The sequence below is a fragment of the Paenibacillus sp. FSL H7-0326 genome (assembly GCF_001955535.1).
GTDB classification, from domain to species: Bacteria; Bacillota; Bacilli; order Paenibacillales; family Paenibacillaceae; genus Paenibacillus; species Paenibacillus shunpengii.
The window spans coordinates 91460-106675 of the sequence record NZ_MPVN01000009.1; the positions used below are offsets into that span (position 1 = coordinate 91460).

The window sequence follows — 15216 nt, forward strand, 5'->3', positions numbered from 1 at the left end:
GTATGCTTATTTTTTATAGTTCGGGCTTACTCTTTATTTAACATCATGTTACGTAAAATGAAAAATGACTCGAAGTTTTAACCTCAAGTCATTTTCCATTTCTTTTTTTAGTAGGACCCCTTTTTCAGAAGGTTTCATGTTTTTTTAACGGATATAAGAAATTTGTTCTTTTTCTAATGCATCTTTAAGCCATCTTGGGTGCATACGTAAGAGATTTTCCGGTAAATGATTAAGATCAAAGTAATTTACATCTAATGTTTCTTCATTTTCCCTAATTAGAGTTCCTCCCACAACTTCACATTCGAAACAAGTTGTAATAAAGTGACTAACTTTCCCGTTTGGATATGAAAATACTTGGGAAACAGGGTCAGAATAAACTCCGATTAACCGATTAACTTTAACTTTCAAACCCGTTTCTTCACTAATTTCTCTGATGATTGCCTCTTCCACAGTTTCTCCCGGTTCAACATGACCCGAAGGAATACCCCATAAACCGTTATCTGCACGTTTCATTAGGAGAACGCGCTGATTCTTATCAAATATAATGCCTGCTACCCCTGCTTTAATATGATCAGGCCAAGAAAAGGAAGGGGAAATCCATTTTTTAATTTTAATATTACTATCAAATAAACCCTTTAAATTCGGTATCGTAGCATCCGGATTACGAAAATCTCTAGCAGATGGAAATTTTTTTGTCTTTTGATCCGATACTAAAATGGCTGGTATTCCTACCTGATGTGCTCCTAAAACATCAGTATACGGATTGTCACCCACCATTACTATTCTAGAGGACTGGGAGAAATCTTCAAGCGCTTTTTTAAACATATAAGGGTATGGTTTTCCTACAATGATAGGTCTCTTCTCTGTTGATACTTGAATCGCTTCTACCATAGCTCCAACAGCAGGTAAAGGACCTTCTGGAGTCGGAAACGTTCTATCAGCATTTGTCGCAACAAATTTTGCTCCTTTATGAATTAATTTCGCTGCTTTCTGGATGTCATGAAAAGACACATCAGTGTCCCACCCGACAACAACGGCTTCAACGTCGTTTTGATCGTCGGTATTAATACCTACCTGTTGACATTCCCATTTTAAATTTTTATCACCTAAAACAAGTGCAGTTCTGATCTTTTCATTCTGTAAATATTGGGCAGTCGCCCAACCTGATGTAATCACTTCTTCGCTGCTTGCTTCTATTCCAAGATTATTTAACCGACTTTCCGTTTTTTTACGTGTTGTACATGGATCATTTGTTAAAAACCGAATAATTTTATTATCTTGCCGAAGACGTTTAAGCGATTCTACTGCTTCTGGAAGTGGTTCAGGTCCTATATAAATCACTCCATCTAAATCAAACAAAAATACATCAAATTCATCAACTAGCATAATATTCTCTCCTTTGAATACTAATGAAACCTCATAACGATCAGTTCCAGCTAATGATAAGGCTATATATACTACCAAAGGAATTTACTCCTGCGTTGGTTTTATCGATCGATAAATTACGAAGGGAGGATAGTCCCATTCATTTTTCCATTGGTTAAATTCGTGTTTTTGTTCAATTATTTTTAATTCCTCATCAGGAATATCTCGCAAAGTTGGTTCTATTTGTTCGATTTCCCGAAAACCTACTTCCTTAAGAAGTTCTTGATACATTGACTTTGGCCAGTGAAAATCATGCAATATAAGATCCTCTTGATTCTGTATGTGTAACCATTCTTGTCGGGCTTCCCCATAAGTATACTTTTTTCCTGGTATGCCATTTCGAAAAGTCGAAAACTCGATACCTGTTGAGTCAGGGTTCGTGTCTAAAATAACAAAAGGTGAATCAGGTTTTAGTACCCGATAAATCTCTTTCATAATTCGCTGAATCCTATCTTTACTGCCTGTGTTAATGAAAACATAACATGCCATAGCTCCATCCACTGAATTATCTTTAAGAAAAGATAAGCGATCATTTTGAATCAAATGATAATCCACCTCTGGATGAGTTCGTTTTCCAGAAGCAATATCGAGCATTTCTTTTGATTCATCTACGGCAAAGATGTTTAGGTTTGTACTTTGAGCCAGTCTATAAGCTACTTTTCCTGGTCCACACCCATAGTCAAGTATATTTTTTATATTGGGATTTGAGATAAAAGTTTGGAAGACAAAACGAAATCCTAAAATTTGTTCAAGGATATCATTGTAAGCATCAAATTTATTAGCAATAGTTCCTTCTTTAAAAGAAGTTTTCTCCATAATCTATTGTTCCTCCTTACACTAAAAGATTTATTTTACTTTTGTTTTGAAATGTGAGGGCCACTTATTAATCATAAAATGCTGATAAACCGGTAGTAAATTATTATACAAAGAAAAATCAATTGGTCTTTTATAAGCAATGTACTGATACAAACTAAAAAGTAAAAGAACTTGTTTCCAGTATTCAGGTAAATCCAGTTTTTCAATGTCTAAGCTTGACATTTTAATTTGATCTTTTCTTAATAAAGATTCGTATTTCAATACAGTTTCAATCGATGGCCAATTATTTATAGAAGGCATTTTAGGAAATTCAAACTCAGGCTTCATTTTTTGTGGGTCAGATTTGGCTTCCTGGAGTACTTTTTCAGTCCATTCATTATCAGGTTGATAGACATGGATGGATCCGACATTATGGAAATATTCTCCTAATTCTAGGTTGAGCTCTTTTGCCATTAATTCTTGAATAAAAGTAAAAGAAAAAAGATCACTTATGATTCCACGAAAAGCATCATTTGCACGCATAAAAGATGCCATATACAGTCTATTTTCTCTTACAAAAAATTGTAGTCCTAATGTGCACGAAACATCTATATTGTCTGATACCACAAGTTCAGTCGCATCAAAGATCTGCATAAATGCTCTCTTGGAATCAGTATCTTCATATGTCAATAAATCTTTTATTTGTTTCCATTGATTCACCTTGGCATTCCCAAATTCAAATATTTTCGGTCCATACGCTGTACCTGTTAATGTCTTTCCGTTCATAGAGTATTCAGGCATTTTCTTGTTATAGTAACCAATAAAATCAAGACTATTATCCGCGGATAAGTACCATAACACTTCAGCAAAATTGAAAACAATATTCGTTTTTCGGCTTGCTAAATAACACACACGTTCTACAGGATTTTTAATACTCAAGTGATGGTTGAGCTTCTCACGGCTATGATTGCCGCGCGGTGCATTAAAAAATTGTGGGTTGTGATAGGTTTCATATAATGTATCTATATAAGCTTCATGAAAATTTTTGTAATGCATATGTATCTCCTCCTATACAAATTGTAGATACAATTTTTCGAGTTGGTTTAAATAATCTTCCTCTTTTTGAAAACGGATAAAAGTTACATTAGCGACAGTACCAAGACCCTTTATTAAAAAAGCATAGTCTTTTCCTTCTTCTAATAATAGAATAATAGGTTTGTTCAAAGCTGAAGCCCACCCAATTTCAATATGCGTACCAGGAGAAGCTGGTGATCCCGGGAAGGCGACAAAAAGATCGCACGTACTGATTTCTTTGAAATCTATTTCTGTACATTCTTCAGGTGTCATGAAATCTTTCCCCCAACTTTCACGCTTATGTGCATTATGGACTGAAAAACCTTTTGTTTCAAAAAAAGATATAAGATTTAACAACTTTTGTTTTTCATGGTTTTCCATTATTCCTGTTTTTGAATCAACCAAACTTTTAAAGGGACCTGCTAGAAACATTTTTTTACTTTGACTCATTCCTTATCACTCCTAATAAAAAATTAAAAACCACTTCAATTCGGAAGTGGTTTTTATTAACGACAGCATTTAATAAAATAAATTTATTTATTAACGCTTTTCACACTTCCCTACGCTGGTATAAACCAGATCAGGTTCAAAGAGTTAAAGACTTTTAGCCTTTTCTCAGCTTTTAACACAAAAGCACCCCTAGTAATTTTTATTTTGTTGTAAAAGTATTTGGTAATGTTTAACACTATTTAAAGCGTAACATAAATATCTTGAATAGTCTATAAGTTCCGATATCCTTTTTGGGAACGGAACTTCAAGGGAATTTAATAGATTATTGTTTGATATAGTCAATTTAGATATACTGTTATTTTAATAATAGTTCCGATACTCACCATTATCGGAACTTTTTATAGGAGGAGATGTTTTGAAAAGAAATTGGGAATTGGACGAGTTAATTGATTACTTCACCTTAATGCCCGATGAATTAAAAATGATCCAAACGAAAAGAGGAGATACAAAACTAGGGTTTGCTATATTGTTTAAATTCTTTCAATATGAAGCAAGATTTCCATATCACAAAAATGAAATACCTAAATCATTAATTCACTATTTAGCAAAACAATTATTTTTGAATCCAGATGTTTTTGAACAGTATGATTGGTCTGGAAGAACCATAAGCTATCATCGAACAGAGATACGTAATTATTTTGGCTTTCGAGAAGTTGAAAAACAGGATATAGACGAAATGGTTGATTGGCTCTGCAAATCTGTTCTATATCATAATCATGAACCGAACTTTGTAGAAGTTCAAGTTTACAAAAGGTTCCGCGAACTTGGAATTGAGCCCCCTACCACTGATCGGATGGAACGTCTCATTCATTCTGCTGTAAATTCTTATGAGCAACGTTTTTTTAATGCTACGTATAATAAACTATCAAAACCAACATTAACAAAGCTAGATTCACTGATTGAAAGTATAGCAGATATGGAAGACACCACTGAAGACAGTTCACCTACAGACAGTCTTTCTTTTAATGAATTAAAATCTGATCCTGGACGGGTCGGTTTAGATACAGTCTTTAAAGAACTGCAAAAGCTACGTACGATTCGCCAACTTAATCTACCTCATGATCTATTTAAAGAAATTCCACCTAAGATTATTAGGAAGTATCGCCAACGAACAGCAACTGAGGATATTAGTGCATTAAGAAGACACCCTGAGCCAATTCGTTATACGCTGCTTTCTTCCTTCTTTTGGCTTAGAAATATGGAGATCACAGACAACCTGATTGAACTTTTAATCCAAATCATCCATCGAATCAATGTAAGAGCCGAAAGGAAAGTAGAAAAAGAGATATTAAATGACCTACGTCGCGTAAGTGGCAAAACTTCGATCCTATTAAATATGGCTGAACAAGCTTTGAGCAATCCTGATGGAATTATAAAAGAGGTATTATATCCTGTTGTAAGCGAACAAACGTTAAAAGATTTAGTAAAAGAAATTAAACATACAGGACCAGCATACAGAGAAAAGGTACATACGGTAATACGTTCATCTTATAGCACGCATTACCGTCGTATGGTCCCTCCTATTTTAAACACGTTAACGTTTTGTTCTAATAATGAAGTTCACCGTCCTGTCATTAATGCTTTAGATCTAATTAAATCCTATTCGGATTCTGGTATGCATTATTTTCCTGCAACAGAGGACATCCCAATAGATGGTGTTATTCGCTCAGTATGGAGGAGCCTAATTATTGAAAAAGATGACAATGGTGATGAGAGAATTAATCGCATTAATTATGAAATCAGTGCATTACAATCCTTACGAGATAGGCTCCGTTGTAAGGAAATATGGGTAGAAGGTTCTGACCGTTATCGAAATCCGGATGAAGATTTACCACAAGACTTTGAAGAAAGGCGGGAAGAGAATTATAAAGCGTTAAACAAACCTCTAGATGCTGAAATATTTGAGGAGAATATTAAAAGTGAAATGATACGGGCTTTAGAAAAACTAAACAATAGAATACCAAAAAATCCAAGTGTACGAATCACTACGAAAGGAAACGGATGGATCTCCGTTTCACCGTATGAACCGTTACCAGAACCAATGAACTTATCACGTCTTAAAGGTGAAGTTATGAAACGGTGGCCAATGACGAGTTTACTAGATATATTGAAAGAAACGGACTTAAGAGTAAATTTTACAGATCAACTGAAAACCGTTGGCAACAGAGAAGTTCTTGATCGAAAAACGCTTCAAAAAAGACTGATCCTCGCTTTATATGGGTTAGGGACAAATGCAGGTCTTAAAAGGGTTTCAGCTGGAGAACACGGCGTACGTTACAACGATTTATTATATGTGCGTAAAAAATTTATACACAAAGATAATTTACGAAATGCAATTGCAGAAGTCGTTAATGCAATTTTGCAAAGTAAAACAGATGAAATATGGGGAGAAGGAACAACAGCATGTGCATCTGATTCTAAAAAATTTGGAGCATGGGATCAAAACTTGATGACCGAATGGCATATAAGGTACCGTGGCCGCGGTGTTATGATCTATTGGCATGTGTCAAAAAAATCAACTTGTATATATTCTCAGTTGAAATCTTGTTCATCCTCTGAAGTTGCATCAATGATTGAAGGATTACTTCGCCACTGTACGGATATGGATGTACAAAAAAACTATGTAGATACACATGGCCAAAGTGAAGTTGCTTTTGCATTTTGTCATTTATTGGGCTTTCAGTTAATGCCCCGGTTAAAATCGATACACAGTCAAAAATTATATCGACCAGATGTAGGAATGACTGATTCCTTCCCAAATCTACAACCGGTATTGACTAGACCGATTAACTGGGAGTTGATCAGGCAGCAATACGATCAAATGGTTAAATACGCAACAGCACTTCGATTGGGAACGGCAGAAACGGAAGCGATTCTGAAACGTTTTACCAGAAATAATATGAAACACCCTACTTATCAAGCTCTTAGTGAGCTGGGAAAAGCAATTAAGACCATATTCCTTTGTGAGTACCTTGATTCAGAGGAAATGAGAAGAGAAATACATGAGGGGCTAAATGTTGTAGAAAACTGGAACTCTGCGAACAGCTTTATCTTTTATGGAAAAGGTGGAGAAATAGCGACAAACCGACTGGAGGATCAAGAAATAGCCGTTTTGTCTCTTCATTTACTTCAAAATTGTCTAGTATACATTAACACATTAATGCTTCAAAATGTATTATCGGACAAGACCTGGTTTGATAAGATGACACCTGAAGACTTCCGGGCATTAACGCCATTGATTTACACCCATATTAATCCCTATGGAACTTTTAAATTAGACATGACCGAAAGAATAAGATTAGAGGGTGATTCTGCATGAGTTTAAACAGAACTCCAGCCAAGAAAAAAGCGAAAGAACTTACTAAATATCTTAGAAGCGAACGACCGGACTATGATTATCTAAAGAAAGTCTTTCAACATTTACGAGAAGAATTAGAAGTAGAAATACCAAAAAAATCAGAAAAACTTCCTTATGTCCCAACAGAAGAGGAGTTAAGACGTTATTATGAGGTTATCTGGAAAGCGAAAAGCTTTCAAGACATGATGATTGTTAGAACTCTTCTCTACACTGGAGTAAGGGTAAGCGAATTAATAAATATTAAACTGTCTGAAGTGGACTTTGACAGATGTCAAATCCGGATTAACCAAGGAAAGGGGAAGAAGGACAGAATCGTCCCTTTCCCAAATTCCTTTAAAGAGTTGTTGGCGATGCATTGCGCAAATATGGAAAATAAACATGCTGTTTATCTTTTTGAATCTTCTTGGAATAAAAAATACACGGATCGGGGTATCCGTAAAATATTAGCTAAGTATTCTGAAAAGGCTGGTTTATCCCAATCATTGTCTCCCCATAAGCTACGCCACTTTTTGCTAACTTGGCTAAAAAAGCAAGGTGTGGACGATGCGCTAATTCAACCCTATTCAGGCCACAAGAGCAGAAAGTCACTCGAGGTTTACTCTAGATTGGCAATTGAGGAAGCACAAAATGAATATAATGAAGTCATTAATAAATTCCCAATTTAATACATCTTATTGCGGGTAATGACAGCTACGCTGTTGTTACCCCTTCTTCCTAATTTAGCAATTAAATATCCGTGTTCAAATACAACATTTTGTCTTGCCCTTTTTTTGAGTTCTGTTTCTTTTACGGAGCTACCGTGATCGCAAGGAGTGTAGAGAACAACTCCAAATCCTACGTCGGAATACTTTTCAATTTTTTCTATTATAGTCTTGCCTTCACTTGGCTGTTCGTGAAGTATGATTGGAGTAATATTTAATTTAGTCAGAAATCTTTCTACTTCCAATTTCACAAGATTATCATGACCATGAACGATGAAAACTTTAGTTTTATCCAGAGTATCGTTTTGTTTCGTTAAATCTGTCTTGTTGTCTAAGTTGATACGCTGCTTTGCAATTTGCAAAAACTTATAAGTCTCATCTTTCACATGACTGGGATCATTAAGTACATGTTCTCTAGTTGTTGGAATGTAGAATCCATCATAACTTCTTTTTTGATTTTCTGAATCGATGTGGCTAACTATAGAATAACTAGAGAGTTTAACAGCGAAGCGTGTGATTCTACTTTGTTGCAATGAATAACCATCTACATAAAATGTTTCATTATTGAGATAAGGAATAACTATATTTTCAACAAGCGATTCCTGGTCTTGAATATCAACTTCGTATATAGGCTGATTATGGTCACTAGTATGAATAATTAAATGATAGAACAATTCGATTTAACCTCCAATATGATTTTTTATTTATTTTCAGTATATACTGAAATGATTGTATAAAAGAAGTCAGTCAATTTATAAATAAATACGATTAAAGGTTGTTCAAATAGGAAATGGACTGATCGGAGAAAGAGGAAAATCGTCATTTGCATGACGATTTTCCTCTAGCTGTTTTTATACCGGTTTATATTGGCTGTGCTACTTCTAGTATATTCGCAAATAATACTATATATTCATTCCACAAGAATCATTTTAACACTTTGTATATATCTGTTTCAGCTAAATGATCTCCTCGTCACATAAAGACTAACCTTCCGGTAAGAAGTCTCCCAATCTAACCACAAAGAAACAATATATTAAACCTCTAATTATATTGCATACACACTATGTATATGTTATAATATTCCTATATAAAACAAGGAAACCACCACATTCCAAGTAGCTATAGGAGGAATTACAGTATGAAAAATCAATATGATGTAACAGTTGAAGAATTAGGTTTACAGGTTTATTCGGATCGTAAAGGGACATGGAGACCAGGTACCCTTCGTCGAACAATTACAAAGGGTGGGGGCCTCTCATATAGCTTAACTCTTTACTTTACGGCCAATGTCGAAGTACTGGCTAAAGCGAAAGATTATGAAGTAGTGGGGTTCGTTTATGTCTTTGCTAATCCTAATATCAATCAACTTAAATCCAATATTAAATCCGCTGTTGGGTATATACCTGAGCCATCCACTGTGGAACGGATTTTCAGCTATATTACGGCGCTTCAGAGGGCTTATCAGAAGGAAGATGAATATTATGCTGCTCAAGATAAGGAAGAGGCTCAGAAGGTTCTAGAAAGGCTTGAAGAGACTTGCATTAAAAGAATACAAGATGGGCAGATGCAAGATAATCCAAGATTCGCTAGAAATTATCCTATTTATCAGCTCTACCTTACCAAGGATGAACAAGTTCAAGCTGCAGAAGCACAAAAGATCTTAAATGAAAGTGCTTATGAGACACTATATTGCTCCACCAGTCATGAAGGGCATCTATACCAATTTAATCGGAAGATCCAAACACGGTCTATTGAATGGGAGCGTAAGGAAGAACAGAGAAAGAAGCAAGAATTAGAGAAGAAGCTGCTGGAACAGTTAGAGGTGAATGTTGAACTTCGAAGAGTTGTCTCATTGATGCTAGATACACAAAAGGAGATCCGGACTTCCGACTTTGAAATAGAACTTACACATCGATTGTTTGGTTATACATCAAACTTTGATGATTACCGGAAACATGTACCGAAGCGGATTCAGCTGCTCGAAGGTTTTGGTATTAATTCAAATTCTGCCAGAACTCTCCTCTATTTAGGTCAAAAGTACATTGACCAAGGAGGGATCTTACCTCCAGCGAAGAGTGAATACGAAAGAGATTGTGATCGAATGTACTACGGTGACACTGTTCATGATGGTTTCAACAATATAAAAATCGGAAAGATCGGACACAAGTACATCTATTCTGATTACAGTTGGAAGGGACTTAGAGCAAACTATAGGCAATACAATTACATAAAACCTGTTAAGGATCCAAACATGCTTTACGAATACATTTATAATGAGTGCTGCCGTTTAAATAATTGCAAATTCATACCGGATGCGCCTTTTCTATCTTTGGAAGCTGTTATTGAACGTATTCATCAAAAATGTAAGAGCTCTTCCCGAATGCTAAATAGATATGAGGAGCGGATATCTAAAGAATCCGATCCTTTAGCAAAGGAAATGCTAATCAAGTTTAAAGATGGTTTTGAATGCCTGGTTCTTAAAGAGCAAATGGAGAACCTGAAGGCTATTCCTTCGAAACATGCAGCTGAAGCATTGAAAGAAGCGGAGAAGAGGTATAACCAGATACAAGCGTCCCATGGTTTTGAATTTAGAAGTCTAGCTTCATAAGACAAGTAGTTGCGGATCTTCTACCGAAGATCCGCAACTTAACTACAATCATGCATCTAGTTACCGATATATAGTATTATCCGGGAAACAGGTAAGGAGATAAAAAATCGTGGCTAACTTCAAATCTAGTATATTTATTGGTGGATGTATCGTTTCTGTATTGCTTTTAATCTTGAGTATTTTACTCTTCTTTGATTTTATACCTGGATCGGACTTAACTTTCTTTGCTGTTTATTCGACTTTTATTTTAACTGGATGTTTTTTTTACCTTTACTTTAGAAGAAACAATAGAACCATTTTTATGCTCGATATCCTGTTTGAATTATATGTAATTCCCTTTTTTACTGCCTTTGTGGTGATAATTATCTTAGTCGAAGGTTTGGAATCGGTAAGATGGATCGTTCTCACTGTATGGTTTGTAGCCATTACGGGAATCAGTCTCCTTCCAGTAATAAGAAAAAGAAAAAATTCAAGTTATTTAAAATCAGCACGCATTGTATTTGATTATGTAGATGCTTTTGCATGGATTCTCTTTTCTGCTGTAGCTTTCATATGGACCTTTGAAGGTGGTTTTAAGAATGATGAAGACAAGATGCTTATTGGCTACATGACCATTCCGTTACTTATTCATGCGAAGATCCTCAAGTCAGTCTCTGCTCATCTTCTTCATAGATTGGAAGTCTCTAATAAAGCAAATTTAGAAAGGGCTTTGAAATGACAAAAGAACAGCTAATTCAAAATTATTTGGATAATGTAAAAGAACCCGAAATACCTTATATTCTTTTGCTGCTGCTGGCGATCGCAATTACTGCAATTATTATTATTGTGTTTCATATTCAAATAACAAAGCCACAGCAACATAATATGTTTTATAGTTTAGCGCATATTCCAGTAGTTTTTGGGGTGTCAGCATTATTATTAGTAATGGGCTATTATGTCTTGTTTTATATTGATGATGAAAGACAAAATCTAAGTTACACTAAAGAGTGGATGACTCAACAGTTTTATAATGAATACTTGCCAACCGTTGAAGATGTAAAATATGACGTTGTAGAATATCAGTTGACTGATGGGGAATATTCGTTAACGCTTGATACGACAAATTACAATAAAATTGTGCAACCTTCTAGTGTTGAGTTTATTGAAAATGGTGACTCTTACGTTACTGCTAAGTGGATCGATGGATTATCCGAATACGGTATCCAGGACAGATATTTTGACGTAACATTCTATTTAAGAAAGAACTGAAAGACTATGATTCAAAGAGGAGTATTCCTATATAATGCGGATCTGCTATAGAAATGGGAACGTTAGTACGAAGGGATGGTATCTTAGTTAATGACAAGAGATGAGCTGATTCAAAATTATACTGGAATAATAAAGAAAGAAATAAGGCTTCCTAATAAAATGTTTTATATACTAGTTGTTTTAACAACCCTCATTAGTTTTTGTGTGCAGTATTTTGTACAAGGTGAACAGATGTTTGATGATATCATGCTTTTTATTCTTTCCCTTTTTGGTTATCTGGCCGCATTTTGCTTAATTATAGGGATCCCTTTGGGTTTGTATAGCATACACGTGAATGCTAAAACGATGGAGAATATAGAAAATTGGAAAAAGGTAGAGTTTAGAGAATACGTATCATCAATGAACCATCAACATTACAAGGTTATTGATTATCAATTAAGTGATGGAAAATACTCGATTACACTGGATACCAACAATTCTAAAAAGATTGTTACCACAAGTAATGTGAAGTTTGTGAAAAATGAACATTCCTATGTTCTTGCAAAATGGATTGATGCGCTGTCAGTATACGGGATTGAAGATGGTTATTATGACGTTACATTCTATTTAGAGGTGTAGCACATGCACGTGGGGATTTTTGGATATGACGGTAGCGCACCTCTTATATACAAACATCTAAGGGCTCATGCTAGCAGCTCTAAAGCGGCATAAGAACGCCGCTCAAGAGCTGCTACGCACCGCTGTCGGGTTACTCCAGTCGATAACGAGAGCGCCTAAGCCGGGCAAAGCGTCCCGGCCAAGGCGCTCTACGTTCCTGTCTGTCGCTTAACACCGCGCCACGGAGCGAAGATCTAAACCGAAGACCCGAAGCATGGAGAGAACCGGCAGCTGCCGGTTCTTTTTATTGTAGTCTGCGTTTTTACGCCTTTTGCCTTCCGCATGGTAACAGGATCAGAGCGACTAACCTTCCAGGAGGCCGAGCCTCTGGCTGCGCCCCTCCACCTCCTGGAAGCCAAGTCGCTGAGCGACATGTTCAAGGGGCCTAAAACTTTTTTCTATTATCAGAAAAAGCATCTGATGAAAAAACTTTTCGGCTGAGACCCTTGATCATATCGCTATGATCCTGTTCCCAAGCTCCGCGTCAAAAGGCGAAAAAACGCCCTTTCGGGGCCCTATCCCATGCGGCAGACAAAAGGTGATTATCGGAAAAATGAACGGGGGAAGCATAAATGAAAAAAGCATCCATTTACAGAATCCAGTTAACAAAGGTTGGTGAAGTTGCTCTTAAGAAAAACGAGATCCTTAGTGCCGAAGATGCACATGAGGTTTGCAGATCTTTTTTATTGAATGAGTACGGGGGATTTTTACCAGATCGGGAAGTATTCGGAACCGTTTGGCTTAATACTAAAAACTTTGTTACTGGTCTAGAAATCGTCTCTATAGGTTCGTTAAATGCATCTATCGTACATCCTAGGGAAACGTTGAAAGCCGGAATATTACATAATGCCGCATCGTTTATTGTTTTTCATAATCATCCATCAGGAAGTATAGAGCCATCCCCTGAGGATATTAGTGTGTCGAGAAGACTTAAGGAAGCTGGAGATATTCTCGGCATTGAACTGCTTGATCATCTTATTCTTGGTGAGAATGATTTCTACACCATGAAGGGACAAGGGTTGTTATAGGCAGAACGAACAGAAAAAATTTTCAGCTACGGCTAAAGCCGTAGCTGAAAGCACATAAATAGGTTGGTTTATAGAGTGTTTTAGTGTATAATTAATAGATATAATAGCTCTATTAATTCTATTAAATGGGGGAATAAATATGTTGCACGTGCGGCCAATTTCAGGGAATGGTGTAGTTACTATCCCTAAAGAAATTCGAGAGGAAATGAATATTAAACCTGGCGATCAAATCGCTTTTGTTAAATTGGATACGGGTCAGTATATTCTGACAACACCAGATTCTCTGAAGAATACGCTTATGGTTGATCATAAGGCTGGCTATTCCGTTGACAAAAAGCAGTGAAGTTAGTTCTTTGATAATTAAATACTTCATCTAACAGTGGTGATAATGAAGTTGTATTGTGTAGTGTAAAGTAGTGTTAAGTAGCGTATATTGTGATATAATGGTTTTAAGAGAATTGGAGGGATTGAATATGAGCAGAGTTATTTCATTTCCTAACCGTAACAACGTAAAACCAGTTGACCCTTTGGCAGATGTGAAGTCACTGATTCAAGAAAGATTTGGCGTTTCCTTGGCCGAATACGCTGGCACTAATGGAAAGCGGTCTGAAGAAGTTCAAAACAAAATCGACCGTGCCATGCAGAAAGAAACATTACAATTAGCTTCTAAATTTTTAAATAGCGTGAAGTAACAAACCCACTGATACTTGGTGGGCTTTATTTTTATAGAAAATAGGGGGAAGTTATCTTGGAGTTTTTTAAACGAGGGTATGTAGCAAAGGCACACATTCCAGAATCCATACATACAAGTACAACACCTAAACCCGGATTCTTTTTGTTTGGAGTGCATTATGTCATTGTATTGCACGATCATGATGCAGCTGATATCAAAAAAGATATGGCTTTGGTGTTACCCATAACATCTGCAAAAGCAGAAGTAGAAAAGGCTCAGAAGGAAGGAAGGTCCATCCTACCCTCTTATATACCGATCAATAAATCTGATCATGAATTTTTAGACCGCGATTCTTATGTGAGCACTGCTCAGATGATGCCGATTAACCGTAAGTGGTTGGATCAGTATGTTGGACAAATTAATCCAGCCCACATGTCGCTCATTGATATTCAGGTGATAAACAATCTTGGACTGATGGAAATGGCTATCCAGATGGGACAAGCCTTGTACCAAGATCAGTTGGAACAAATGAGCCGACAGGTAGCAGCTGCAGTTGAAAGCTCTAATGATGAGTAATCTATTGAAAAGGACGGGATAACCGTCCTTTTTTTATAGGGATCAAGAATAGAGAGGTTAGAGTTACCGTTACAGTATACATATTGAGAGATTAGGAAAAGAAAGCGTCTAGGAAGAATCACTAATGAAGATCTTTGAACCCATGTGCTGTCAGAAACCAAAAAATGTTGTGTGAATAGGAGCCGTTCTATGGAATTGATAAAATCAGATCAAGTCAACGCTGAAGAATGGAATAATGTTTTTTCTTTGGAAGATTGCCCTCCTTTAAATATGAAGGTACTGGCATTTCATGATAGTCAGATTTTTATTGGATTTTTTGAGAAAGATGGAGATGGTTATTGTTGGAGGTTGGAAAACGGAGATTCGATTCAATGGGTGGATACATTCGAGGTTGAATCATGGTTAGATATCGTAAATGAATAGGAACATTTTTACTTGGGGTAGTACCAGCGAAGCTGACACCACCCGCAAAGTAGATGTTATTAAATGGGAAATTTGTTGATGACCTCGTTGTACTCCTGCTGTGCATCAGTGATTGCCAGTTTTGAATAGACTTCCAACGA

General features: G+C 36.2%; 16 protein-coding genes and 1 riboswitch. Of the genes, 11 read left to right on the forward strand and 5 right to left on the reverse strand.

What is annotated here, in order from left to right; translation table 11 throughout:
- Positions 1-144: 144 nt before the first annotated feature.
- The 4 genes from BK126_RS26655 to BK126_RS26670 all read right to left on the reverse strand — a co-directional run bounded on the left by BK126_RS26655 (position 145) and on the right by BK126_RS26670 (position 3744).
- Positions 145-1386 carry an HAD-IIA family hydrolase gene (locus tag BK126_RS26655; protein WP_076315515.1) on the reverse strand — a complete coding sequence of 414 codons (1242 nt, stop codon included), beginning with the start codon at positions 1384-1386 and terminating at the stop codon, positions 145-147.
- Between the two features lie 84 nt (positions 1387-1470).
- Complete coding sequence (locus BK126_RS26660) at positions 1471-2241, reverse strand: class I SAM-dependent methyltransferase (RefSeq protein WP_076315516.1); 771 nt, start codon at positions 2239-2241, stop codon at positions 1471-1473.
- A 30-nt stretch (positions 2242-2271) separates the two neighbouring features.
- The gene (locus tag BK126_RS26665; protein ID WP_076315517.1) at positions 2272-3276 is read right to left on the reverse strand and encodes a thymidylate synthase; all 1005 of its coding nucleotides are present in this window, start codon (positions 3274-3276) and stop codon (positions 2272-2274) included.
- Between the two features lie 12 nt (positions 3277-3288).
- A complete protein-coding gene (locus BK126_RS26670; RefSeq protein WP_076315518.1) occupies positions 3289-3744 on the reverse strand; it encodes a nucleoside 2-deoxyribosyltransferase in 456 nt (151 codons plus the stop codon).
- A gap of 90 nt (positions 3745-3834) precedes the next feature.
- A riboswitch (TPP riboswitch) is annotated at positions 3835-3945 on the reverse strand.
- Between the two features lie 214 nt (positions 3946-4159).
- Between BK126_RS26670 and BK126_RS26675 the strand changes: the two genes are divergently transcribed.
- The gene (locus tag BK126_RS26675; RefSeq protein ID WP_076315519.1) at positions 4160-7123 is read left to right on the forward strand and encodes a Tn3 family transposase; all 2964 of its coding nucleotides are present in this window, start codon (positions 4160-4162) and stop codon (positions 7121-7123) included.
- Complete coding sequence (locus tag BK126_RS26680) at positions 7120-7827, forward strand: tyrosine-type recombinase/integrase (RefSeq protein ID WP_076315520.1); 708 nt, start codon at positions 7120-7122, stop codon at positions 7825-7827. Before BK126_RS26675 ends, BK126_RS26680 begins: the two co-directional genes overlap by 4 nt.
- Here BK126_RS26680 and BK126_RS26685 read toward each other — a convergent pair.
- The gene (locus BK126_RS26685) at positions 7824-8537 is read right to left on the reverse strand and encodes a TIR domain-containing protein (protein ID WP_076315521.1); all 714 of its coding nucleotides are present in this window, start codon (positions 8535-8537) and stop codon (positions 7824-7826) included. The genes BK126_RS26680 and BK126_RS26685 overlap by 4 nt on opposite strands.
- Positions 8538-9001: 464 nt before the next feature.
- Here BK126_RS26685 and BK126_RS26690 point away from each other — a divergent pair, with 464 nt between their 5' ends.
- From BK126_RS26690 to BK126_RS26730, 9 genes are all read left to right on the forward strand, one after another.
- A complete protein-coding gene (locus BK126_RS26690; protein ID WP_076315522.1) occupies positions 9002-10471 on the forward strand; it encodes a hypothetical protein in 1470 nt (489 codons plus the stop codon).
- 109 nt (positions 10472-10580) lie between these two features.
- Positions 10581-11189 carry a hypothetical protein gene (locus BK126_RS26695; protein WP_076315523.1) on the forward strand — a complete coding sequence of 203 codons (609 nt, stop codon included), beginning with the start codon at positions 10581-10583 and terminating at the stop codon, positions 11187-11189.
- Entirely contained in the window at positions 11186-11719 is a 534-nt protein-coding gene (locus tag BK126_RS26700) for a hypothetical protein (protein WP_076315524.1), read from the forward strand. The genes BK126_RS26695 and BK126_RS26700 overlap by 4 nt, the downstream gene beginning before the upstream one ends.
- Before the next feature lie 90 nt (positions 11720-11809).
- Positions 11810-12337: a hypothetical protein gene (locus BK126_RS26705; protein ID WP_076315525.1), complete on the forward strand. Its 528-nt coding sequence runs from the start codon at positions 11810-11812 to the stop codon at positions 12335-12337.
- Positions 12338-12948: 611 nt separating this feature from the next.
- The gene (locus tag BK126_RS26710; RefSeq protein ID WP_076315526.1) at positions 12949-13404 is read left to right on the forward strand and encodes a JAB domain-containing protein; all 456 of its coding nucleotides are present in this window, start codon (positions 12949-12951) and stop codon (positions 13402-13404) included.
- A gap of 139 nt (positions 13405-13543) precedes the next feature.
- Complete coding sequence (locus BK126_RS26715; protein ID WP_076315527.1) at positions 13544-13747, forward strand: AbrB/MazE/SpoVT family DNA-binding domain-containing protein; 204 nt, start codon at positions 13544-13546, stop codon at positions 13745-13747.
- A 130-nt stretch (positions 13748-13877) separates the two neighbouring features.
- Positions 13878-14096, forward strand: coding sequence for a hypothetical protein (locus BK126_RS26720; protein ID WP_076315528.1), 219 nt, complete (start codon positions 13878-13880; stop codon positions 14094-14096).
- A gap of 56 nt (positions 14097-14152) precedes the next feature.
- The gene (locus BK126_RS26725; RefSeq protein WP_179085610.1) at positions 14153-14653 is read left to right on the forward strand and encodes a type II toxin-antitoxin system PemK/MazF family toxin; all 501 of its coding nucleotides are present in this window, start codon (positions 14153-14155) and stop codon (positions 14651-14653) included.
- Between the two features lie 189 nt (positions 14654-14842).
- A complete protein-coding gene (locus BK126_RS26730) occupies positions 14843-15076 on the forward strand; it encodes a hypothetical protein (protein ID WP_076315530.1) in 234 nt (77 codons plus the stop codon).
- The last annotated feature ends 140 nt before the right edge of the window (positions 15077-15216 follow it).